Origin of the sequence: Secundilactobacillus silagei JCM 19001 (assembly GCF_002217945.1) — a bacterium.
Taxonomy (GTDB): Bacteria; Bacillota; Bacilli; order Lactobacillales; family Lactobacillaceae; genus Secundilactobacillus; species Secundilactobacillus silagei.
Genome location: NZ_BCMG01000012.1, coordinates 58,110 through 80,163, shown reverse-complemented (window position 1 = coordinate 80,163; position 22,054 = coordinate 58,110). Strand labels below are relative to the sequence as shown.

At 46.3% G+C, this 22,054-nt stretch carries 22 protein-coding genes; 9 read left to right on the top strand and 13 right to left on the bottom strand.

Annotated features, from left to right (window positions below; all coding sequences use genetic code 11):
• The first annotated feature begins 104 nt into the window (after window positions 1-104).
• On the top strand, window positions 105-968 hold the full coding sequence (locus CES79_RS10890; protein ID WP_054655901.1) for a zinc ribbon domain-containing protein: 864 nt from the start codon (window positions 105-107) through the stop codon (window positions 966-968).
• 68 nt (window positions 969-1,036) lie between these two features.
• Here the strand turns inward: CES79_RS10890 and CES79_RS10885 are convergent, their stop codons facing one another.
• The 3 genes from CES79_RS10885 to CES79_RS10875 form a co-directional block, all read right to left on the bottom strand.
• Window positions 1,037-1,426 carry a hypothetical protein gene (locus tag CES79_RS10885; RefSeq protein WP_054655899.1) on the bottom strand — a complete coding sequence of 130 codons (390 nt, stop codon included), beginning with the start codon at window positions 1,424-1,426 and terminating at the stop codon, window positions 1,037-1,039.
• Window positions 1,427-1,745: 319 nt separating this feature from the next.
• Window positions 1,746-2,609 (bottom strand): aldo/keto reductase, encoded by an 864-nt coding sequence (locus tag CES79_RS10880; protein ID WP_089137200.1) that lies wholly within the window; start codon window positions 2,607-2,609, stop codon window positions 1,746-1,748.
• Window positions 2,610-2,629: 20 nt separating this feature from the next.
• On the bottom strand, window positions 2,630-3,613 hold the full coding sequence (locus CES79_RS10875; protein ID WP_089137199.1) for a LacI family DNA-binding transcriptional regulator: 984 nt from the start codon (window positions 3,611-3,613) through the stop codon (window positions 2,630-2,632).
• Between the two features lie 187 nt (window positions 3,614-3,800).
• Here CES79_RS10875 and CES79_RS10870 point away from each other — a divergent pair, with 187 nt between their 5' ends.
• Window positions 3,801-4,496, top strand: coding sequence for a hypothetical protein (locus CES79_RS10870; protein ID WP_089137198.1), 696 nt, complete (start codon window positions 3,801-3,803; stop codon window positions 4,494-4,496).
• 91 nt (window positions 4,497-4,587) lie between these two features.
• Here the strand turns inward: CES79_RS10870 and CES79_RS10865 are convergent, their stop codons facing one another.
• On the bottom strand, window positions 4,588-5,475 hold the full coding sequence (locus CES79_RS10865) for a DMT family transporter (RefSeq protein ID WP_089137197.1): 888 nt from the start codon (window positions 5,473-5,475) through the stop codon (window positions 4,588-4,590).
• A gap of 151 nt (window positions 5,476-5,626) precedes the next feature.
• The gene (locus tag CES79_RS10860; RefSeq protein ID WP_089137196.1) at window positions 5,627-6,778 is read right to left on the bottom strand and encodes an ArgE/DapE family deacylase; all 1,152 of its coding nucleotides are present in this window, start codon (window positions 6,776-6,778) and stop codon (window positions 5,627-5,629) included.
• Between the two features lie 156 nt (window positions 6,779-6,934).
• On the opposite strand from CES79_RS10860, the gene CES79_RS10855 reads away from it, so the two are divergent.
• From CES79_RS10855 to CES79_RS10840, 4 genes are all read left to right on the top strand, one after another.
• Window positions 6,935-7,444 (top strand): YbhB/YbcL family Raf kinase inhibitor-like protein, encoded by a 510-nt coding sequence (locus CES79_RS10855; RefSeq protein ID WP_054655895.1) that lies wholly within the window; start codon window positions 6,935-6,937, stop codon window positions 7,442-7,444.
• Between the two features lie 67 nt (window positions 7,445-7,511).
• Window positions 7,512-8,036: a universal stress protein gene (locus tag CES79_RS10850; protein WP_089137195.1), complete on the top strand. Its 525-nt coding sequence runs from the start codon at window positions 7,512-7,514 to the stop codon at window positions 8,034-8,036.
• Between the two features lie 103 nt (window positions 8,037-8,139).
• Window positions 8,140-9,762, top strand: coding sequence for an APC family permease (locus CES79_RS10845; RefSeq protein ID WP_089137194.1), 1,623 nt, complete (start codon window positions 8,140-8,142; stop codon window positions 9,760-9,762).
• A complete protein-coding gene (locus CES79_RS10840; protein WP_054655893.1) occupies window positions 9,752-10,291 on the top strand; it encodes a hypothetical protein in 540 nt (179 codons plus the stop codon). Before CES79_RS10845 ends, CES79_RS10840 begins: the two co-directional genes overlap by 11 nt.
• A 54-nt stretch (window positions 10,292-10,345) precedes the next feature.
• Here the strand turns inward: CES79_RS10840 and CES79_RS10835 are convergent, their stop codons facing one another.
• Window positions 10,346-10,789 (bottom strand): universal stress protein, encoded by a 444-nt coding sequence (locus tag CES79_RS10835; RefSeq protein WP_054655891.1) that lies wholly within the window; start codon window positions 10,787-10,789, stop codon window positions 10,346-10,348.
• Window positions 10,790-10,863: 74 nt separating this feature from the next.
• Entirely contained in the window at window positions 10,864-11,970 is a 1,107-nt protein-coding gene (locus tag CES79_RS10830) for a GGDEF domain-containing protein (protein WP_054655889.1), read from the bottom strand.
• Between the two features lie 286 nt (window positions 11,971-12,256).
• On the opposite strand from CES79_RS10830, the gene CES79_RS10825 reads away from it, so the two are divergent.
• Window positions 12,257-12,868 (top strand): hypothetical protein, encoded by a 612-nt coding sequence (locus CES79_RS10825; RefSeq protein ID WP_054655887.1) that lies wholly within the window; start codon window positions 12,257-12,259, stop codon window positions 12,866-12,868.
• A 49-nt stretch (window positions 12,869-12,917) separates the two neighbouring features.
• Here CES79_RS10825 and CES79_RS10820 read toward each other — a convergent pair whose 3' ends face one another.
• The 3 genes from CES79_RS10820 to nrdD form a co-directional block, all read right to left on the bottom strand.
• Window positions 12,918-14,111: an MFS transporter gene (locus tag CES79_RS10820; protein WP_089137193.1), complete on the bottom strand. Its 1,194-nt coding sequence runs from the start codon at window positions 14,109-14,111 to the stop codon at window positions 12,918-12,920.
• A 233-nt stretch (window positions 14,112-14,344) separates the two neighbouring features.
• Entirely contained in the window at window positions 14,345-14,929 is a 585-nt protein-coding gene (gene nrdG, locus CES79_RS10815) for an anaerobic ribonucleoside-triphosphate reductase activating protein (protein WP_089137192.1), read from the bottom strand.
• Between the two features lie 10 nt (window positions 14,930-14,939).
• On the bottom strand, window positions 14,940-17,138 hold the full coding sequence (nrdD, locus tag CES79_RS10810) for an anaerobic ribonucleoside-triphosphate reductase (RefSeq protein ID WP_089137191.1): 2,199 nt from the start codon (window positions 17,136-17,138) through the stop codon (window positions 14,940-14,942).
• Between the two features lie 487 nt (window positions 17,139-17,625).
• Here nrdD and CES79_RS10805 point away from each other — a divergent pair, with 487 nt between their 5' ends.
• Window positions 17,626-18,273, top strand: a complete 648-nt coding sequence (locus CES79_RS10805; RefSeq protein ID WP_089137190.1) for a LysM peptidoglycan-binding domain-containing protein — start codon at window positions 17,626-17,628, stop codon at window positions 18,271-18,273.
• A gap of 62 nt (window positions 18,274-18,335) precedes the next feature.
• On the opposite strand, the gene brnQ is transcribed toward CES79_RS10805, so the two are convergent.
• The 3 genes from brnQ to CES79_RS10790 all read right to left on the bottom strand — a co-directional run bounded on the left by brnQ (window position 18,336) and on the right by CES79_RS10790 (window position 21,082).
• Complete coding sequence (gene brnQ, locus CES79_RS10800; protein WP_089137189.1) at window positions 18,336-19,673, bottom strand: branched-chain amino acid transport system II carrier protein; 1,338 nt, start codon at window positions 19,671-19,673, stop codon at window positions 18,336-18,338.
• 238 nt (window positions 19,674-19,911) lie between these two features.
• Window positions 19,912-20,439, bottom strand: coding sequence for a GNAT family N-acetyltransferase (locus CES79_RS10795; protein ID WP_089137188.1), 528 nt, complete (start codon window positions 20,437-20,439; stop codon window positions 19,912-19,914).
• A 94-nt stretch (window positions 20,440-20,533) separates the two neighbouring features.
• On the bottom strand, window positions 20,534-21,082 hold the full coding sequence (locus tag CES79_RS10790; RefSeq protein WP_089137187.1) for a TetR/AcrR family transcriptional regulator: 549 nt from the start codon (window positions 21,080-21,082) through the stop codon (window positions 20,534-20,536).
• 131 nt (window positions 21,083-21,213) lie between these two features.
• Here CES79_RS10790 and CES79_RS10785 point away from each other — a divergent pair, with 131 nt between their 5' ends.
• Window positions 21,214-22,053 carry an alpha/beta fold hydrolase gene (locus CES79_RS10785; protein WP_054655879.1) on the top strand — a complete coding sequence of 280 codons (840 nt, stop codon included), beginning with the start codon at window positions 21,214-21,216 and terminating at the stop codon, window positions 22,051-22,053.
• Window position 22,054: the final 1 nt, after the last annotated feature.

Here is a 22,054-nt window from a genome sequence, read left to right as displayed (position 1 = left end):
CAATTAATTAATATCGCCCAAAAAGATTGAAAAAAGTCTACCTATCCATTAACTATTTGTGATACTTTTATAGTGTATTGTATTTATTTTTAGGGGGAATCATCATGAGTGAATCATCAGGTCCTAGTTTTTGTCCCAATTGCGGCGCCAAACTGAAGCCAGACGCAAAATTTTGTACCAATTGCGGGTATAATTTAACGCAGTTTAATGCTCAGTCACAGCAGCAATCCGCGCAGGAACAGCCTTTTCAACAGCAAGCAACACAGCAACGTGCACCACAGCCTAACCCAAACGTGGAGGCAGCCAAAAAGTACTCCACTAACTATTTCAGCTGGCTCTGGGAATCAATCAAGCATCCCAGTGATGTTGATCTAGAAGGTAATAAATTTTTCGGTATCACTTCGTTTATTCTGGCAGCTCTTTTGATTGGTATTACTGGCATGGTCGCTCTTTACCGGATCATCAAAGAGTTGACGTTACTTATTAATGACCTCAGTTCAGCCATCAGTGAATTGAACGGTCAATCGGATAGTAACGGCTCAACTTTTCCCAATTATCCAACCGGTAGCGGCTTCACCATCTTTCTCAAAATTTTCTTAATTGCACTTATTTTTATGGCCCTATTCGTTTTGGTCGGCTGGTTAACCCGGCGTTACCTGATCGGTGATGAGCACGAAACCTACCTCGGGTTTGCGACTCGCTTAGCCGGTTACACCAACCTCAGCCTCATTTTCCTATTACTGGGCATGGTGTTCATTGCACTGCTGAATACATTGTCAGGTGCCTTTTTACTATTTCTTTTCATCCTACTGACATCTACCGTCTACTCGATTGGTTATGCATATACCATTCTGGAGTTCAAACAGACTCGCGGTTTGGATAAAGTCCACGCCCTGTTGATTGCGTTGATTGCGGATGGCATTTTAACCATGATCTTATCAAGTATCGTTGGTGCATCAGTGATTTAGCTTAGTTGATACCGTGATTAAAAATCCTCATCACATTTCAAGTGTGGTGAGGATTTTACTATCTAAACCTATTTAAATGGCGCCACGTGCTCATCCTTGGCCCGCTTTTCCAATATATCCGTCAGTCGGTTCGTCACGCTCAGCGGTACTGAAATGAGTGGCGTAAAAATACTGGGATGGTCCGGATCCGGCACTTCAGCCGTCTTTTTGCGGTTCGGCACCATGGCTTCCAGATCTAGTCTGGTTAAATGAAACTGTCGCGCGTAATAGATCACTTCTTGATACGCCATGTTTTTAAAGTAAAAGTAGTACATCAAGCCGGCAGCAGCAATGTACCAGAAAACGGTCCAAGAAAGGCCGATTTTAGCTGGGTCAAGCAGCTTAAACGCTATTGCGCAGACCACGAAAATCACGTAAATCACAATCGATAACGTTGCCCACTTTATTCGATGTGTCAAAAAATCCCTCCTTCACTTAACTGTTTTAATCGATTAAAATCCATATCACCATTTTAACCAAGGCGGCGGTGGTAAGCAACAGCGTTAACGTAAAATGGAGATTATGCCATAAGTCGATATTGGTTAGCATTTCAACTGACTTCTTAACTGAAAATAGTCAAAAAATGACCATTTTTCCAATACTTCAATATAGCCTAATCATGCGCTAAAGCTCAGATCCCGGCCATTTAACGCCAATAAGGCCTACTCCGACAAAGTTCGCCGAAATAGGCCTTATTGGCGTTAAATTCTGGAATCTACCGAGCTTTATCGCACACTGTTATTTACGCCCACTATAACTCTGTGACTTCTTCAGCCAAGCAGCATCTTGTGGGCCTGGGCCGACTCGTTTGCCCTGGTCCAGTTTAGCGATAGCTTCCATTTCGTCTTCATCAAGACCCCACGCAAAGATATTACGGTTAGCCTTAACCCGGTCTTCATGAATCGACTTGGGAATGACCACTTCTTCACGTTGCACGTGCCAGCGTAAGATCACTTGAGCCGGTGTTACGTTGTGAGCAGCCGCTAACTTCTTGAACAGCGGATCGTTAACTGCGTTGTTTTTACCGCCACCAAGCGGACTCCATGATTCGTGTTGAATCCCCTGGCTTTCCAGGTAAGCGTGCATTTCAGTTTGCTGGAAATAAGGGTGGGTCTCGATTTGATCCACTTCGGGCTTGATTTCAGTCTTACTCATCAAGTCTTCTAGTTGATTTTGTTCAAAGTTAGAAACACCGATGTTTTTGATCTTACCATCGCGGTACAGGTCTTCCATGGCTTTCCAGCTGTCAACGTAACCGGGTGCTGGCCAGTGAATGAGGTAAAGGTCTAAGTAATCCAGTCCTAATTTATCCAGACTAGCTTGAAAGGCCTGCTTGGTTTCATCATAACCGCGCACGCTGTTCCATAGCTTGGACGTTACAAAGAGGTCCTTACGATCCAAGCCGCTTTCACGGATGGCTTCACCGACCCACTGTTCGTTGCCGTAGTAAGCAGCGGTATCAATGTGACGATAGCCGGCTGCCAACGCCCACTTCACCGAATTTTTAATGTCGTTTTCGTTATCAACTTGAAAAACACCTAAGCCCAGTTGCGGAATCGTTTGACCATTTGCTAACGGAATTTGCGGAATATCATTATGCACAAGAAAAACCACCTTTCAAATTATGTACTTTGTCTTGTTTCAATCTTAATGGGCGTGAATTGCGAGATCGTTTGCTGCGTTTGATCAAGTAACATTTGCGTGCCCAAAGTCCCCATCTCATAAAACGCCTGCGTGACCGTTGTTAATTGCGGGCGCACGATACGGGCGAGATAGGTGCCATCGATACTGACGATGGCGAGCTGTTTGGGCACCTGAATATCATACTGCATAGCTTGATTCAAGACGCCGATCGCCGCCAGATCGCTGGCACCAATGATTGCAGTAACCTCTGGCTGCTGGCCAAACGCCTGCATGGCCTTGATGCCATCTTCATAAGTATACATCCCCACTTTGACCCATTCATCCTTGACCGGCAGCGCTTCTTGGATCATGGCCGCCCGATAGCCAGCGACTCGCTGCTGACCGATATGACCACTGGTATCCATGGCGACTAAGCCGATTTTACGGTGCCCGCGCTCAATCAGATGTCTGGTTGCCTGATAGCCGATTTGATAATCATCCGAGGCAATCGAAGGAAGCTTGTTACTATTGTACGAAGTCGATAAGAAGCGATAAGGAATCTGGGAGTCCTGCAATAGGGCTAAATTCTTATCGGTAAGTTCAATAGCCACTACCAAAATACCCTTCACAGCACGTTCGATCAGGGTCCGTAACGCCTGTTCCTGCAGTTGCGGATCGTTTTGCCCCGCGTACAGCATGATCACACTGAGGCCATGCCGAATCGCTTCGGCGTGGATACCTTCAATGATCTTATCGGAAAAATTAGTCTTAGTGGCCGAAATGATCACCCCAATGACATGGCTTTTTTGGGTGACCAGTTCAACCGCGCTGGTATTTTTTTCATAGTCTAACGATGCTGCAATTTTACGAACTCGAGTAGCTGTGGATTGCGAATAAAACCCTTCTTTGTTACCCAGTACCCGGGAAACAGTCGCGGCAGAAACGCCGGCTGCTTCCGCAATATCCTTGATCGTTGCAGACATTCAAATCAACCCTTTCCCCTGCACACCGTCACATTTAATTTTACCATAAACTGACCATTTAATATATTTAACGCAAATTTTACAAAATGAGTAAAAAATAGTAAACTTTAAGCCTAAATGAGTTAAACTAATCCTAGTAGTATTTTAATGGCTTGTTCGCTCGTTCTTGATATTGGAGGTATTTTACGTGAATAATCAAGAACCGCAATCGCGTATGCAACGCTATAACTTCAACACCGATAAGAATCAGCCGCCAAAGCGGAAGGGCCCTAAACGTCCCAGTCGTTTACGGCAGATCATCGTCAGCTTTTTAGTCACACTAGCGCTGGTGGTCGGTGTCGGCGTTTGGCTTGCTAACCGCACGACTAAAGTCGAAAATGGTGCCGAAAACACCGAACAATCTGTTAACGATAATAGTTCAAGTAATAAAAGGGCTGACAGTTCGTCTCAAAGTACGGCGTCCCGTTCAGTCCCAGATAATTCTACCGAAGACTCTTCAAACGGGTCAACGTATGATAAAGGGGTCACTTCATCTCAGCGAAACTCTTTGCAAAGTTCGATTAATCAGGAATCAGATGCAACAATTAAGAACCGCGAACAAAAAAAGCTAAACGACGCGAAAGCCAAGTCCGATACCCGGCAATCGTCTAGCTCTGCCAATACTACTTCTTCTAACTCAGCTGGGTCATCTTCCAAGAAAACCGACAACAACAAAAACAACTCAGGATCCATCACATTCAGTCAGTCTCATACCTTCTCCTCCGTCTCAGACGCCAAGAGTTGGGCTCAAGCCACGAAATCGCAATGGCTGAAGGATGGATATTCTACCTATACGATTACTTCGGATGCACAGGGTAACTACGTGCTTCGCTTCGTGAAGTAATGAGTCGCGCAGTATTCAGTCGAACTTGATCAAAAGCAGCGTTCAGAAACACCAGATGGTGTTATCTGAACGCTGCTTTTGATTTCAAAGACTATTCAACTGACCGAAAACGGGAAAAATCGAGCTGCATGATCAAAATCGCAATCACGATCAAGACGCCTCCCAGTAGCAGATGCATGGTGAACGGTTCAAAGCCTAACACCACGGAGAAAATGCTGCCAAACATGGACTCGGTCATTAAGATCAAGCCGGCTGGCGTGGGATCCGTAAACCGCTGACCAATAATCTGCAGGGTCTGCGCGCCAAACGACGATAGAATGCCCAGCACGATCACCGGCCACAAACCGGCCTGCCAATTGATTACACCATAGGAAGTCTGTTCAAACAGCAGGGACCAGATCAGGCCAAAGGTGCCCTGTGTGATTCCCAGCATAAACGACAGCACAAAGGGACTGGTGCTGGTGGTCCGCATACCGAAGTAGACGATCTGCAGCGCATAAAAAAAGGCCGAGATCAGGGTCAGCAGATCACCAATATGTAAGGTAAATCCATTTTGCACGATGTTAGTCAAAAAGCCCATGCCAATGATGGCCACAATAATTGCTGGATAACTCTTGGCTTCCGGCCGGCGCCGAAACATCACCCATACAATCAGGGGAATAATCACCACGTAGATCGCCGTTAAAAACGCGTTATTAGAGGGCGTGGTAAACCGTAAGCCCCAGGTCTGAAACTGATACCCTAAAAAGTTGATAAAGCCTGCTGTTAACCCGATTCGCAGGTCAACGCTGTTCATTTTTAAAATAAATTTGTGAAAAAAGATAAAGGCAAGGCCTGCGTAGATAAATCCGCGAATAGCATTGATCAAGCCGGCTTGCATGTGGGCGTTGGTGGCCATTTTAGAAAAAATGTAGCCAGCGCCCCAAATAATAGCGGCCAACAGCAACATTAAGTTGGCGCGTCCTTTTGAAACTTGCATATATAGTAACCTCCAATGTTAAGGTGCGGAGAAAAGCGCTTAGAGAGCGGAGTGTAACTGCGGGGCAACGAAAATCCCGAACTTGGATTTTGGTTGCCACGTGGTTACATGCAGCTCTTTGCTTTTCGCAGCCCAGTTCGGCAATGTAAAATTACCCCGCCAAAAACGCCAGCGCCAGCTTCCGATACAGCACCGTAGACTGTAAAAACTCTTCAACTTCTACGTACTCATCCGCTTCATGAGACGTATCGCTTCCCGGACCGTAAACGATCGCCGAGAAGCGGGCGTTGGCTTGTAAAAATTCCGAGGCGTCACTGGCCCCGCCAGCGCCCACTGGCACCACGCGGTTACCGATGATGCGGTGGCCGATCTTTTGGGCTAGTTTGACTAATGGCGCATCTGCTCGACCAGGGATCGCCTCTTCCGGATAACTGTATGACAGTTTCAACTGAAAGCCGGACCGGTCATTTAAGCGATGGACAAGCTTTTCCAGTGTATCATAGATCAATTGGTTCGGGTACGCCGGAATGGTCCGCACGTTGGCTGATAAGCGGGCCTTGCCTGGAATACTATTGATCTGCTCGCCACCAGAGATCAGATCCACGTTGTGCAGTAAGCCACCCAGTACCGGATCAATTTTATCAAACTGCTGCATGATGGCCGTCACTTCATTGTAGAAAACGATCAGATTATCGATGGCGTTGATGCCCTTAGACGATTGGGCACTGTGTACCGATTTACCGATCGAATCGACATGGTAGTCGATCACCCCACGAGAGGTATAGGCAATTCTGTTTAATCCCGTTGGCTCTGCAATGACCAAACCAGCCAGTTGATCCGCGTAACCGCCCTTGGTTAGCTGGGCAGCACCGTATTCACCGGTCTCTTCACCAACCGTTGCTAGCAGACGAATTGAGCCCTTCAGTGCTATGTTATCCTCCAGTAACTCCAGCATGGCGATCACGACCGCCGCCAGCCCGGATTTCATATCCGAGGCCCCGCGGCCATACAGATTACCGTCAACGATCTCACCCGCAAATGGATCATGGTGCCAGGCGCTGATATCGCCGGGAGCCACCACGTCTTCGTGGCCGGAAAAGCCCAGCTGCTGACCCTCAGGAGCACCAATCGTAACCACCAGATTATCGCGGCCGGGAGCATAAGTGACAACTTCCACCTTAGCCTGATGTCCATAGGGTGCAAACAACGAAGCGATGTAGCGCGCAACGGCTGCCTCATTACCATTGACCGACTTAATTTGAATCAGTTTTTGTAATATCGCAATTTTTTCAGTATTCTCCACTGCAGACGCCACCTTATTGTTATTTAGAACCAGCATACTCCGCTCTGAACTAGGATTGCAATACGCCTTTGCCACACTTGGTGAACAGTGGTTGTCGCACTGCCTTTAAAATGCGTTATAATAATGAAGATAAGTTTGATAAAGGAGCGTGGTATGATGCAAATCAAAGTGCCTGAAGAAAATGGCTATTTGCCTGATATTTACGGTAAGTACGCACCCGCAGAGTATCGTATTGATAACGGCCCTACCCGGTCATTTCCCATTGACATCAAAGACGCACCCGCAGAAACGGAGACCTATGCAGTGACCATGATCGACCACGACGCTATTCCAGTCGGCGGTTTTACTTGGATTCACTGGGTCGCCGCTAACCTGCCGGGTAACTTAACAACGATTCCTGAAAATGCCAGTCAAAGTGGCGATGTGCCCATGACATTCGGTAATAATTCCACTGCTGGCGGCTTAGTGAACAATCAAAATCCACAGACCAGCCAGCATTACAGCGGTCCGCTACCACCCGATAAAGATCATCATTACACGGTAACGGTCTACGCCTTAGATACAAAGTTGCCACTAGAAAACGGCTTTTGGCTCAACCAGCTGCATGACGCAATGACTGGTCACGTCCTAGCAGAAACTACGCAAGTTGTTTTAGGCCGTGTATAACGTTCAATTGAAACCCGGTTTATCTATTAACAAGCACTAAACTGCTTGATATGGGGGAGAAAGAGACATGCTAAAATACAAATCGATTGCTGTACCACTAGACACCTCGAAATTTGCTGAACTGGCTCTCGCCAAAGCCATTGGTGTCGCAACGCGAAATGAAGCCCATCTGGATCTGATCAGTATCATTGATACGCATCAGTCCAACTACTATGGTGGCCTGTCAAATGGCAACCTCGTTAATTCATTAGTAGAAGATGCGACGGAATATTTGACTGAATTAACCAGTCAGATCAAGGACAAGTATGGCCTGACTGATGTCAGCACCCATATTCGCTTTGGTAACCCCAAAACAGTCATTGCCCTTGATTTTACTCGGGAACACCATAATGACCTGATTATGATGGGCGCAACCGGGATGAACACACTGGAACGTGTCATGACCGGTTCCGTAACGGACTTTGTGACCCGTAACGCGGCTTGTGACGTGCTGGTCGTCCGGACTAATTTAGCCAACGAACCAGGACAAAAAATCGAGAGTCCCTTTCGAACAAAGATGAGCCAGGAACAAGCAGAACAAAAGAAACAATAGTTAAAACGTAATTAGCTGGAGGGTCGAATGAGCAGTCTGTCAATTCGGCCCTTCTTTCGTACATATCAATAACACATTGTTATAAAATTAAGGGAGATCGCATATGGAAGCACCGAAATTTAAAAAAATAAACCTCTTCCAATTAGTCATGCTGGCACTGGGATCATTGATCGGTTCCGGCTGGCTGTTTGGCTCGTGGGAGGCCACTAAGATTGCTGGACCGGCGGCGATCTTTTCCTGGATCATTGGGGGCTTAGTCATCGGCTCCATCGCCTACGATTACGTTGAAATTGGCGCCATGTTTCCCGAATCCGGTGGCATGAGCAAGTACGCCCAGTATTCCCACGGCTCACTGTTAGGCTTCATCGCCGCTTGGGCCAACTGGGTCTCGTTGATCACGTTGATCCCCATCGAAGCCGTGGCGGCGGTTCAGTACATGAGTACCTGGCCATGGTCGTGGGCGCATTGGACCCACCACTTTCTCAGTAACGGCGTGATTACCAATAGTGGCCTCTTGATCGTTTTCGGCTTCATTCTGGTCTTCACCGCCCTTAACTTCTGGTCAGTCACGATTCTGACCCGCTTTACCAGCTTGATCTCCGTATTTAAGATCGGCATTCCACTGTTAACGATCGTAATGCTGACGATGTCGGGTTTCCATCCGGGTAACTATGGTAGCAATTTACACGACTTCATGCCCTATGGTTCCGCCCCCATCTTTACTGCCACGTCGGCTGCTGGGATCATCTTCTCCTTTGATGCCTTTCAGACCGTCATTAACATGGGCGGTGAAATTGAGCACCCGAAGAAAAATATCGGCCGTGGGATCACCATTTCTTTGCTGATCAGTGGAATTCTGTACGTGATCCTGCAATCTACCTTCATTACCGCCATCCCACCGAAAATGATTGCGGCAACGGGCTGGCACGGTATCGTGTTCAACTCACCCTTTGCTGACATGGCCATCTTGCTGGGAATCCACTGGCTCTCCGTCCTACTGTACATGGACGCCTTCGTTTCGCCATTTGGTACTGGTGTGTCCTTCGTGGCAAACACTGCTCGGGCGCTGTTTGCTATGGAAGGGAACCGCCACGTGCCGCACTTCTTGGGTAAAATTAACTTAAAATACGGGATTCCTCGCAACGCCATGGTGGTCAATACCGTTCTAAGCATGGTAATGGTCTCCGTGTTCCGGTCATGGGCCGTTTTGGCAACGGTGCTGTCGACAGCCACTCTGATCGCCTATTTGACTGGTCCCGTCACCGCGGTGTCACTGCGCAAAATGGGATCGAAGCTCTACCGGCCAATTCGCTTGAAACACTTACCATGGATCGCACCCGTTTCATTTGTCCTGGCCTCTTTAGCAACTTACTGGGCCATGTGGCCAACCACCGTTGAAGTGATCTTCATCATTTTACTGGGACTGCCCTTCTACTTCTATTACGAGTGGCGCAACCATTTTGTCTCAACGAAGCAGGCCTTTAAAGCCAGTGGCTGGATGATTGGTTACCTGATTTTCATTTCAATCATGTCCTACATCGGCAGTCATCAGTTCAACGGTCAAAACTGGATTCCGTACCCACTGGACTTTGTCGTTATTATCATTGCATCGCTGGGCTTTTATTGGTGGGGTATCCGCAGCTACGTTGTGACCGAAGACTTCCACAAGGCGCAAAAACTCAATCAAGAAGCCAAGGAACGAGGCGAGATGGAAGATGGCCAATAACCTGTTTGAACTTTACTTAGAAGACGATGCCGATTCCTTTGTTGTTGGTACCGCCGTTGCTGAAACACCGCAGCAGTTACTGATCGTGTCGATCGACGACAACGGTCAGGTGGACAGCGTTGAGCTGATTGGCCGCGCCCACGTATCTAAGATCGTCACTGACACCACCTATCTCGAATTTTGTCAGTCAATGATCGCCGAAAATAAAGCCGTCAATGCCTTCGACCCCTTTCAGCTGGCAGAACAATTACCAACCAGCTGGCAGTCAATGGATCGGCTATTAACGGAATGTCAAAACGAACGGCGACTGATCAGTTTGGTGACTGACTCAGAAATTTACACGGGTCACGTCTCCTTGATCAGTGCGCACCAGATTGGACTGCAGTTAGTGGATTTCGAATCCTTATCCTTTGGCGCACCAACGCTGATCGATAAATCAGATGTGATGGTTATCGACTACGTCAGCCGGCAGAATAACTATGTGACTAAATATTGGCAACATAAGGGGCAAAAACCTAAAAAGGATTGATTTTACCATTAGCGGTAAAATCAATCCTTTTTTATTAACACGAGCTAAGCACTATTACCGAATCACTAACACTGAGACTGGTGCGTACTTGGCCATATAAGCGGCTTGAGAACCAAAACGCTTACGAAGACCCTTTTTGGACAATGAACCTACAATCAATAGATCGGGTTGCACTTCCGGTATGATCTGCTTCACGATGGTTTCACCAGGATCGCCCTCGCCAATAATGACGTTGACGTTCTTAATGCCAAACCGCACTGCCAAGTCCTGATAGCCTAAAACGTGTTGTTCCAAGTCATTACGCTGACCGTGCACAAAGTCTTTATTCAAAGCTTGGTACACATTCATATCATCAGATTCCAGAATCGAAGTAATCGTTAGTTCCGCATCATCTTCCTTGGCACGGTTCATCGCATACCGAAAAGCTAACTGTGCATCCGGTGAATCATCAACCCCAACTAAAATGTGCTTGAATTTCTTTGGATTTAATTCAGCCATTCTAATCTGCTCCCTCTCTTGTATTTGTAAAAAAGTTAAACGAACTTTGACTTCACTTTTCATTATACCAAAACTTAATGCTCTGTTCCAATTGAAATTTGATTCCGACCATTACGCTTTGATTCATATAACAGTCGATCAGCACGTTTAAAGGTATCAAAGGCGTTTTTATCCGCCGCGTGCCGGCTTTCAACACCCATCGAGGCCGTCACACTGATTTGTCTGCCCTTATCAATTTTAACCTGCAGACCGCGAATCGCTGCTTGAATTTGCTTAGCGGTCTGCTTGACGTCAGCTTCAGTGGCATCAGGATAAAGGATCGTAAACTCTTCACCGCCAGTACGATAAAGCCGTGCACCGTCCGTTTGCTGAGCTAAGATTTCCTCCAGTCGGTCTGAAAAATGAATCAAAATGGTATTGCCCGCCAAGTGTCCATAAGTATCGTTGATCTGTTTAAAATGATCAATATCCATGGCAATGATCCCCAACTGACGGTCATTTTGAAAATCATCCTCGGCATCTGACCGGAAGCTTAACCAGTTACGGGCGTGCGTCAGATTATCGTAAAGCAGATTTCGAGCTGTATCAACATTATTAATGTGTTCTTGGCGCATCAGCACCATGTAGACATAGGTCAAGGCTGTAACCACCAGATACACGACATACATGCTAACAGGGACCTTCAGCGGCAGATGCAGCATCACTGCTAGGCCCACCCACGAAATCGCACCTATGCCTGCTTTAACGCTTAAAACGATTACCGGATGTTTATCAAATGGGAAAAACCACTGCCGTTCGACCAGTAGTGAAATAATGCCGATCGTTAAGGTCAAAACCAGCCAATAGCTGACTGACTTCGTAAAGAGGAAAAACAGCGCCACCGTGATCACCAATGGTAAAATGATATTTAACCGCGTTTTCACCGCATCCGTATAACTCATCATTAGAACCAGTGCGAGATTGACCCACATCAACCACTCAATTGATGATGACCGCGTTGCCAGCACGAACACAAGCGCGATGACTACCGTAAAATAAAGCGTGTAAAGCAATTCTGTCCGCCATGGCGAGGGATTGTTCCCCTCAATATCCGGGTCCAGCATATGCATCAATCGCTGCAGAACCCCGATGACCCCAATATTGACGAAACTGAGCAGAAAGATTGTCGTTATCATTCCCATCGTGACACCCTCTTCCACGAATCATTTTCTTAATTATATGGTTTTTGACCACAATGGTAAACTGATAAGCCATCGCCAGAACGGTAAAGTCTGATTTAAAAAATTTCAAAAAAACACTATTTTTTTATTATTTTTTAAATCAGCGCTTATCCTTGCTATATCAACCCTATCGTGACATAATGAAGTCCTTTAGGAGTTGTAGAACCTTAAGACTTTCTTTACCTTCTGTCTCCAATGTGGTAGTATTCCGATTGTCGACTGTTTAACGATCAGATAAGGAGCGTGCATGAAAAAGTTATTGTTTATTCCTGGCTTGTTTCTGGTACTGCTCGGAGGCAACATTATTCCTTCAACAGCCTCGGCGAAATCATTACCGAAGCTTAGCACTCGAAACGTCACGTATACATCATCAAGATTAAATGCACAGGTCAAAACACCGCAAGCAGCAAAACTGCTCGCCGTTAAGTATGGCCATCGTACAAATTACTACAATTTAAAGAAGAATTCCGTTGCCATCAGTTATAAGTTCTCTGGTTACAACACTTTTAAACTGTATGGCACTTCTAAAGCCCATCAACGGGTTACTCAAGTAGCGAAACTTTCAAGTTCCGACTACGCCACTACCGAGGTCATTGATTTCGGTGAAGTTCGAACGGCAACGGGTGCATCCATCACCGTTAACACCTTGGATACATTACGAACTGTCCGCCTCTTTAGCGGTAACCAGTTACTGCAGACTAAAAATACCGGTAACGGTAAGCAGGCAGTCTTCACTTTACCCTTAAGTCAGTATAAATCGAACTTAACTTATACCGTAACTGCCCCCAATAAAAAATCTACTCAAGCTTTCGAGATTCCGTACTTAAAGAAACCTAGTAACCTTGATGTCATCGAATAGAAAATAAAACGCCTCGTAAATCAATTAAATGATTTACGAGGCGTTTTTTCTATTCAGGCTGATAACTTTTGCTGGCTTGTTTCTTGGCCTTAATCGCACGGTTCAAAGCAATGATCAAACTCAGTGAGATCACGGCGTAAACTGCCGATCCCAGACTGATATTTCTCAACCCGACCGTGCCAACTAAAACTGATGAAGTAGCTGAGCCCAAGGAAATGCCAAAGTTAAAGAAAATGGAATAAAGCGACGATGCAAGTACCAATGATTGCGGATAGTCCCGTTCTGCAACGTTTAAAAAATGAATTTGAACCGGTGTGTTAAAGATCGTCACGATCAATGAGATCATCAGCAACAACGTCAGGCCAGTCGCCTTAGTTGATAATGCTAATGGCAGAAAAACTAGAAAAATCGTGTTGACCACATAGTATTTCGGGATGACACGCAACCCACCATGGTCTGCGATCCGCCCTGACCACCGAGTGCTAACAATGCTCATAAAGCCGATGACAAACAGCAAAATATTCAAACTGGCATTACTAAAGCCTAACGTGGTGGTCAGCAATGGTCGAATGTAAGTGTAATACCCGTACATGCTGGCAGCTGTAAAGAGCACCAGTATGACTGCTAGATAAATTCGACGGTCTTTCAGTAAGCTCAATTGCCCTTTAATTGATCCCTGAACCTGTTTAACATGCTTGGGCAATAGCCATATTAATAGGAAGAAAATAATCACAGTAATTACTGAAACTGCGTAGAAAGCGTAGCGCCAGCCATAGTTGGTGCTGATGGTCGTCCCAATGGGAATCCCAATAACCGCTGCAATACTGAAGCCCGCAGAGACCCACGAGACCAAGTTGGCCCGCTTTTCCCGCGGCGCAACAACCGTGGTAAAGGTCATGATCAATGAAATAATTGAACCGGCAACGGCCGCTGTGACAACCCGCGACACTAACATTGACCAGTAGTTGGTGGCCAGGCCACTCAACGTATTGCCAATTAAAAAGATGATAATGAGTACCAGCATTGTCTTATACCGATTGTACTTACTGGTTAAAATCGTGATAAACGGTGTGCTCACAGCGTATACCATGGCAAAGATCGTTACCAGATACCCAATTGCTGCAATTGACACGTGCAGATGACTCGCAATATCAGACAAGATCCCCACAACCATGAATTCATTGCAGCCCAGCATAAAAGCAACTAAAACAAAAACAACCGCCTGTAACCGATATTTGCTCAATTTAGCGTCCTCCCCGAATTTTTACTTTTTCTAGCTTACTACACTTTTGATGGAAACATAAGCTGTTTGGGGAAAATAATACGGGTTAGGGTATGGTACAAGACTTTTACCTTGCCGAAACGTGCTTCACAACACTGATTCCGGCCATATAACGCAACTAAGGCAAGTTCCCAAAACCAGGAACCTGCCTTAGTTGCGTTATATTCTGGAATCAACCCGTGTTGCTACGCACTCTACTTTACTAACCTATCCCAAATCACAACCTTGCCACTCTTCAATGATTCAGGCACGTTAATGATGCGCTGGTTACTGCTTCCTCTAAATTGGAGGGTCAGATCCATTTTGGACTGCAGGAATCTGTCATCGATCAAAATATCGATCAGACTGAGCAGTTCCTTCTTATCGTCAGATTCCTTCATGAGTTCTTCCCATTTATACCCCGTCCAGCTCCAGATATCCTTGTCGTGGCCGAATTCTTTGCGAACCCGTCGGCACAGACGGAGACAGACCTGAGTATTTAAAAATGGTTCACCACCCAGTAAGGTCAACCCTTGAACGTAAGACTGACCGAGATCTTCAATGATTTGGTCTTCCAGTTCTTGCGTATAGGGCGTCCCAAAATGAAAGGATTGAGCGACTTTATTGTAGCAGCCCGGGCAGTTGAACTTACAGCCGCTCACGTACAAACTGCAGCGCACCCCTTCGCCATCAACGAAGTTAAAGGGTTTATAGCTCGCAATTCGCTGCTCACTTAACTCATCCGCCAGCCACTCTTTCGGCTGCGGGTTATTTGGTAATCTCACTTTTTTTGTCGGCATACCGTCATCCTTACTGTCTTGCAATGTTGTTTTGATCGTTACCTAACGTCATGTGCTTGACCCGGCTGGCAATTTCAACGTGCCGGCCATGGACCATTGGCCGCTGGTTCGGGTTACCGAGGTAACCGCAAGTCCGCTTGACCACGTCGCAGGTAGCCGGATCCGTGTTGCCGCATTTCGGGCAGGCAAAGCCCCGGGCAGTTGGTTTAAATTCACCTTTGAACCCGCACTTGAAGCATTGATCGATTGGCGTGTTAGTTCCTAAATAACCAATGCGGTCATAAGCGTAATCCCAAACGGCTTCGAGGGCCTTCGGGTTTTGCTTCAAGTTAGGATATTCGCAGTAGTGGATGAACCCACCGGCACTGTATGGCGGATAGTCCTTTTCAAAATCGATCTTCTCAAATGGCGTCGGTGCTTTCCGAACATCGTAGTGGAAGCTATTGGTATAGTATTCCTTATCCGTGACGTCTTTGATTCTGCCAAACTTCTTGATATCAGCTTGGCAGAAAGTGTTGGTCAAACTTTCAGCAGGTGTCGCATAGACACTAAAATGATAGCCGTACTGGTTTTCCCAGGCTTTGCAGCTGGTATAAAGCTTCTTAACCACATCAACCGTAAACTGTTTAGCTTCTGGATTATGTTCCCAAGTTGGACCGTAGAAGACGGTGCCGACTTCGTAAAGACCAATGTAGCCTAGTGAAACCGTTGCCCGCTTATTCTTGAACAATTCGTCCACGGAATCAGTTGGCTTCAGACGTTTGCCAAAGGCCCCATATTCATACAAAATCGGCGCGTTTTGCGGTGTGGCTTGCTTAGCGCGGTTAACCTTGAACACTAAGGCTTCTTTGCAGATGCTTAGCCGTTCCTTTAAGATTGACCAGAACTTATCCTTGTCACCCTTTGATTCCAGCGCAATACGCGGCAGGTTCAAGGTCACAACGCCCAAGTTCATCCGCCCAGCGTTGACTTCCTTACCGTTTTCGTCTTTCCAGCCCTGCAGAAAACTGCGACAGCCCATTGGTGCTTTAAATGAACCGGTCAGTTCAACGAGCTTATCGTACATTAAAACGTCGGGGTACATCCGCTTAGTGGCACATTCCACAGCCAGTTCTTTAATATCATAGTTAGGATCTTCCGGCTTCAAATTCAAGCCGCGTTTAATAGTAAAGACGAGTTTCGGGAAAATCGCCGTTCGCTTCTCCTTACCTAAACCTTCGATTCGAACGTGTAAAATTGCCTTTTGAATCTCCCGCTCGACCCAGCTAGTACCAAGGCCAAAGCCCAGTGTGGTAAATGGTGTCTGGCCTTGAGAGGAATACAGCGTGTTGATTTCGTATTCCAAAGCCTGCATGGCATCATCGATATCTTTGATCGTCTTTTGCTTAGCAAAGGCCTTTTGGTTGTCTTCACCCTGTATCCATTCCTTAGCGTCAACCATGTGCTTATCGTAATTACGCAGCGCAAATGGTGCCAGTAACTGATCGACCCGGTCAGCCGAACAGCCACCGTACTGGCTGGAAGCAACGTTAGCAATGATCTGTGACATCTGCGCCGTTGCGGTTTGGATTGAGTGCGGTGGTTCAACCTCGGCGTTACCGATCTTAAAGCCGTGGTTCAGCATTTCTTTAAAATCGATCAGACAACAGTTCGTCATTGGGCTGTATGGCTGGTAATCCAGATCATGCCAGTGAATATCGCCCTTCAAATGCGCATTAGCAACCTTTGGCGGTAACATCTTAAGCCCCATTGTTCTAGCAACCGTGCCGGCTGTTAGATCACGCTGGGTATTAAAAACGTTACTATCTTTATTGGCGTTTTCGTTGACCACTGTCTCATCTTTATGTAGCAATTTCTGAATCGTAAAGTTAATATCAGTGGCTTGATTGCGTTTGAGATCCTTTTGCGCCCGATAATTAATGTAGGCTTTTGCCCAGTCAAGCTGCTGACGTTCCATTAATTCATGTTCGACAATACTTTGAATTTCGTAAATCTTGACGTTTTCTTTGAAGCGACTGCTGATTTCAGTCAAAACAGCTTCCACCACGTCATCAATGGCGTGCTGGTCTTCATCTGTTAGTTCTGAATTCACCGAAATAGCGGCGCGTTTGATTGCCCGTTCGATCTTTTTGGTATCGAACTTAACGGCACGACCATCCCGTTTAAGAACTGTTAACGTTTCAATCGTTAGTTCTTTTGGTTCTTGCATTCCGATCAACTCCAATTTTTTCTACATAAGACCATAATATCGATTTACATCTCGCACTGCAACCATATATTGTGTGCAATTTGAAAGAATTTTCCAATATAACCACAATATATAGTAATCCTCATGACGATATTCTAGAAAGCCGTCTGGCAACTTTTTTCAAATTAATCCCTTTTTTGATGCTTTTAAGCGATTTTCATGTTTCTAAAATTCATTTTTCAGTAATATATTTAACATCCATCTAAGCTATAACTGATTTTGGAAGCGTCACCTTTACTCGATATCACCCTATTTATACGTTTTGCTTAATGGAACCTTTAATATTTCAAATATTACAAAAACCTGACTTCTTGTTGCATAGTGACTTATTTTCTTAAAACCCATGATACGTCCAGGTAATACCGAACCTGTAAACTCTGTCGTGTTGATTGATATGAATCGACACATTGATGGACCTTACAGGTTTAAATTATAGGAGTGTATATACTTGAAAAAATTTGTTACTTCAATCTTAGCAACATCCGCAGCAGCTGTCGCATTATTCTTTGCCGGTGCAACTGGCGCCAGCGCATCTACGACTTACACGGTTAAGTCAGGCGACTCAGTATGGGGCATCTCACAGATCTTCCATACTTCGATGAACTCAATCGAACAAGCAAACCACATCAGTGCTCACATGATTCACCCCGGTGAAAACTTAACGATCCCTGATGGCTCAACCACTAGTCAGACTACTGCAACTCAACCAGCAGCCGCTAGTCAATCAACTTCAGCATACAATGGCAATACTCAAAGCCAACAAACCAGCAACTACAGTGGTTACCAAGCACAGTCAAACAACACGAACACGGCTGCTGCTCAAACTACTAGCAACACTGGCGCAGCAAGTACCAATGGTGGCAGCTCCAAGAGTTACGTCTTGAACCAAATGGCTTCACGGACCGGTGTTCCCGCTTCTACTTGGAACGCCATCATCACCCGTGAATCAGGCTGGAACTCAAACATCCGTAACAGTTCATCTGGTGCTTACGGTCTGTTCCAAAACATGCACATCAGCGGCGGCGATGTTAACGCCCAAGTGAACGCTGCAGTTTCACTTTACAAAGCACAAGGTATGGGTGCATGGGCTTTATAAGCTAAACACTAACCAATAATAAAAGCATTACGACACTGGTCGTAGTGCTTTTTTCTTTACCCTTAATTACTGCGGCCAACCGTCACCGACAAGCCCCAGCCGACTGCTAAACCAATCAATGACGGCACCGTCCAGCCGAGCCCCATGCTAAACCCCGGCAGTAAGTGACCAACTGCTAGAATGTTATTGATCCAGCCCTGATGCAGACTAGCCGGCAAGGCATTTAAACCATCCAGCAGTGCCGGAATCAGTGTAAAGACCGTCACCGTCCCAAATAACCAGTGTGACTCACCCAAAATCGGCGTCAATAAGCTCATTAAGATCAGGGTAATGGCCAGCGGATAAATGAAGTACAGCAGCGGCGTGGAAAAAGCCAGTAACCGGTTTAACCCAATATTAGCAAAAATTAACGGCGCGGCACTCGCCAAGATGATCAACATGGCGTAAGGCACGCGGGGAAACAGTTGCTTGAACGTATCACCAAACGCTGTAATGAGACCAATCGCTGTTTTCAGGCACGCTAAAATTACCAGTAAAGCCAACAGTAAGTTCCCAAAAGCACCAAAATAATAGTGAGCCACGTTAGCCAATACCGGTCCGCCGTTTGCGGCCCGGCTGAATTGACCTAACGCATTGCGTCCTAATAACCCCAGCAAGCCGTATATCAGCGCCATCAAAACGATCGCGGTACTGCCAGCCCGAATGGTATCACTAGCAATCCGTGTGGGTTCAGTGATGCCTAACTCCCGAATGGCATTGACCACAATGATGCCAAACGCTAAGGCGGCCAAGGCATCCATTGTGGAATAACCGGCTGTAAAACCCGCTATAACGGGCGCTTTCACGTAATCGCCAACTGGCGCCTGCCCGCTGCCCATGGGTTTGACCACCACTAAGATCAAAAGCGCCGCCAGCAGAATCAAGAACGCCGGCGTTAAAAACTGGCCAACGTAGACCATAATTTTACCGGGCTTACGGGCAAACCACCAGGCTGCTAGAAAGAACCCGATTGAATAGATCAGCAGCCCACTGGTTTGATGGGCTGTTGCCACAAACGGGCTCAACCCCACTTCAAAGGAAATGGAAGCCAGACGCGGCAACGCAAACAGCGGTCCGATACAGAGATACAGTAAAACGGTGAAGCCATAAGCGTAAAACCGGTTGACCCGCTGCGCCAATTGGAAAACACCCGCCGATTTCGTAATTCCGATAGCGGCCACGCCTAACAGCGGCAGCCCAACTCCCGAAATTAAAAAGCCCATTAAGGCCAGCCAGTAATGGGTTCCTGCCTGTTGGCCGACAAAAACGGGAAAGATCAAATTACCGGCACCAAAAAATAGGCCAAACAGCATCATGCCGATGACGATCAAGTTGCGACTGCTTAGTTTTTGCGTAGTCATATTACTTTCCCCCCTATACGTAAAATACTTCTTTTATTTTACCGTTGTCGGTTGGTGTTTTGAGGGGAAAACGATGATAATTTTAGGAGAGGCCATTGCAGTTCGTTACTTTTACCCTGTCTAAACGTGCAACAAGTCGGCATGCCCCGGCCGCCTAAGTCAAAAATAGCGGTGACCGGTCAAAGTTCAACCGGTCACCGCTATTTTCGTCTTACGCTCTGGGGCAAAACGCCTCTTGTTACACTCTCGCTCTCAATTCTTTTTTCATCAGCACATCTCGCTGCCGGGCACCACCCAACGTAAATAAGTGATCGCCAAATTCGCTAAAGCCTAACGCCGCGTAGAATTTTTGCGCAGCATGGTTATACTCCCACACCCCTAGCCAGACAAATTTTTTATCCAGCTGATACGCACGCGTCACCGCATAATCCATTAACTGACGGCCATACCCCAACCGCTTATAATCTGGACGGACATAAATTCGTTCAACTTCTAGGGCATCTTTACCCTGATCTTCCGATTGAGCATCGTTAATATTTAACTTCAGATACCCCACAACCTGATGCTCTTTTTCCAAAAAGTAGAAAAAGGAATTCTCAGTTTGGAGCTGTTCTTGAAGCCGCTGAATGCTGAGCTGGTTATTGAGATACCAGTTCATATCTTCATCCGTATTATAGGCCCCAAAAGTATCCTTGAACGTTTCTTGACTGATCATCTGCAGCTTTGTCACATCCGCCGTTGTTAACTGAACCACTGAATCCGCCATGATTGACCTCACCATACCTTCACCCTGTATTGTGTACAAAATCACTAAGACCATTTTACGATACGATCCTTAGCATTTCCAGCCATTGCCCTCACTAAAATTGATCAATGATCCGGTCAACGTTCTGGTCAAAAATCGTCTGATCCAGTTTGGGCGCCTTTCTAGCCGTCAGCAGTGCCAGATGACCGATCACAAATTCTAAAAAGAGCGCCGTATTCGCCTTCACCAGCTTTTCGTCCCCACTTACCTCAGCAACCAACCCCTGAGTCAATCGCCGCAGTTGCGCCATAGCATCCGCCACCGGTACTTCGTCGCTATAATAAGAGATTCCCCACACCATATCAGTAAACGGCATTCCCGATTGAGTGAAGTCAATAAAGGCAACCGCCAGCTGTCGCAGCGCGGATTTACTCGTTAGGCTACTCAGTTGCTGTTTTAGATAGGTCACTAACTGCTGGACGTATAACGCCACAATGCCACTTTTAACGGCAGCAATATCCTTGACGTACCGGTACATCGACTGCGGCCGAATACCGATCTCGCGGGCTAAGCCGTTATAAGTAATGCCGCTTAAACCTGATTCACTGGCAATTTCCAACCCTTTTTCTATAATAATTTCACGGGATAATTGTCCACGTTTCATTTTTTAATCTCCTCACTTGCAAAACTCATGGTATGAGTTTATAATACATTTACAGTTTAAAACTCATGACATGAGTTTATCTTAAATCACTGGATTCAGCAAGTCTTAAATCAACCAAAGGAGTCCTAATTATGACAACATTAAACCAAACTGGCGCAAACCTGGACTATCACGTAACGGGTGATAACGGCCCAGTTTTAATCTTAATTCCGGGTGCGAACGGCACTGGTAACATCTTCCAGGGTGCAGCCAAGTTCTTACAGCACAAATTCACGGTAGTCACCTATGACCGTCGCGGTTACGGTAACAGTAAATTGACTGAATCGCTGCCAGATGAAGTCGCTGATATTCACAGCACTTACCGGTTAAAGACCGATGCCAGTGATGTGGCGGCCTTAGCGAAGAAACTCAGCCCGAACGCTCCCGTTTACATCATGGGTTCCAGCTCTGGTTCAATCGTTGCCATGGAAACCTTGCAGGACTATCCCGATATCGTGAAGGGAATTGCCTTCCACGAACCGCCAATCAACAGCTTCTTACCCAACGCCAAGCAGGATCAAGCAAACAACAACGCGATTGTTAAAACCGCATTTGAACAAGACATGGGTGCTGCTATGAAGAAGTTTGGTCAATTCATGCGCATCGGTGAATTAGATGCTAAAATGATGAGTAAGCCAGCCGTTGCCTTATCTGGTAATGACGATCCCGCGATTGCAGGGATGAAATACTGGTTCCAGTACGAGATCCGTCAATATACCAGCCGAAAGATCGACATTGATCAACTAGCCAAGTACAGTGACCGCATCCACCTGTTAAACGGGACCGATTCAGTTGGTTCTTATCCACAAGATGTGAATGCCTTTCTGGCTAACTACTGGCACCTACCGATTTACGATATCCCTGGCGGTCACTTGGGCTATGCTCAAAAGCCAGAAGGTTTCGCAACGACGCTAGAAGCAGTTTTACTATAGG

Coding starts and splice junctions, on each gene's coding strand:
- CES79_RS10835 (WP_054655891.1), bottom strand. CDS start 10,789: ATGGCTGAATTAAATCCAAAGAAATTCAAGCACATTTTAGTTGGGGTT.
- CES79_RS10795 (WP_089137188.1), bottom strand. CDS start 20,439: ATGGCGGATTCAGTGGTTCAGTTAACAACGGCGGATGTGACAAAGCTG.
- CES79_RS10845 (WP_089137194.1), top strand. CDS start 8,140: ATGGAAGCACCGAAATTTAAAAAAATAAACCTCTTCCAATTAGTCATG.
- CES79_RS10825 (WP_054655887.1), top strand. CDS start 12,257: ATGAAAAAGTTATTGTTTATTCCTGGCTTGTTTCTGGTACTGCTCGGA.
- CES79_RS10830 (WP_054655889.1), bottom strand. CDS start 11,970: ATGGGAATGATAACGACAATCTTTCTGCTCAGTTTCGTCAATATTGGG.
- CES79_RS10840 (WP_054655893.1), top strand. CDS start 9,752: ATGGCCAATAACCTGTTTGAACTTTACTTAGAAGACGATGCCGATTCC.
- brnQ (WP_089137189.1), bottom strand. CDS start 19,673: ATGACTACGCAAAAACTAAGCAGTCGCAACTTGATCGTCATCGGCATG.
- nrdD (WP_089137191.1), bottom strand. CDS start 17,138: ATGCAAGAACCAAAAGAACTAACGATTGAAACGTTAACAGTTCTTAAA.
- CES79_RS10855 (WP_054655895.1), top strand. CDS start 6,935: ATGCAAATCAAAGTGCCTGAAGAAAATGGCTATTTGCCTGATATTTAC.
- CES79_RS10865 (WP_089137197.1), bottom strand. CDS start 5,475: ATGCAAGTTTCAAAAGGACGCGCCAACTTAATGTTGCTGTTGGCCGCT.
- CES79_RS10850 (WP_089137195.1), top strand. CDS start 7,512: ATGCTAAAATACAAATCGATTGCTGTACCACTAGACACCTCGAAATTT.
- CES79_RS10790 (WP_089137187.1), bottom strand. CDS start 21,082: ATGAAACGTGGACAATTATCCCGTGAAATTATTATAGAAAAAGGGTTG.
- CES79_RS10890 (WP_054655901.1), top strand. CDS start 105: ATGAGTGAATCATCAGGTCCTAGTTTTTGTCCCAATTGCGGCGCCAAA.
- nrdG (WP_089137192.1), bottom strand. CDS start 14,929: ATGCCGACAAAAAAAGTGAGATTACCAAATAACCCGCAGCCGAAAGAG.
- CES79_RS10875 (WP_089137199.1), bottom strand. CDS start 3,613: ATGTCTGCAACGATCAAGGATATTGCGGAAGCAGCCGGCGTTTCTGCC.
- CES79_RS10785 (WP_054655879.1), top strand. CDS start 21,214: ATGACAACATTAAACCAAACTGGCGCAAACCTGGACTATCACGTAACG.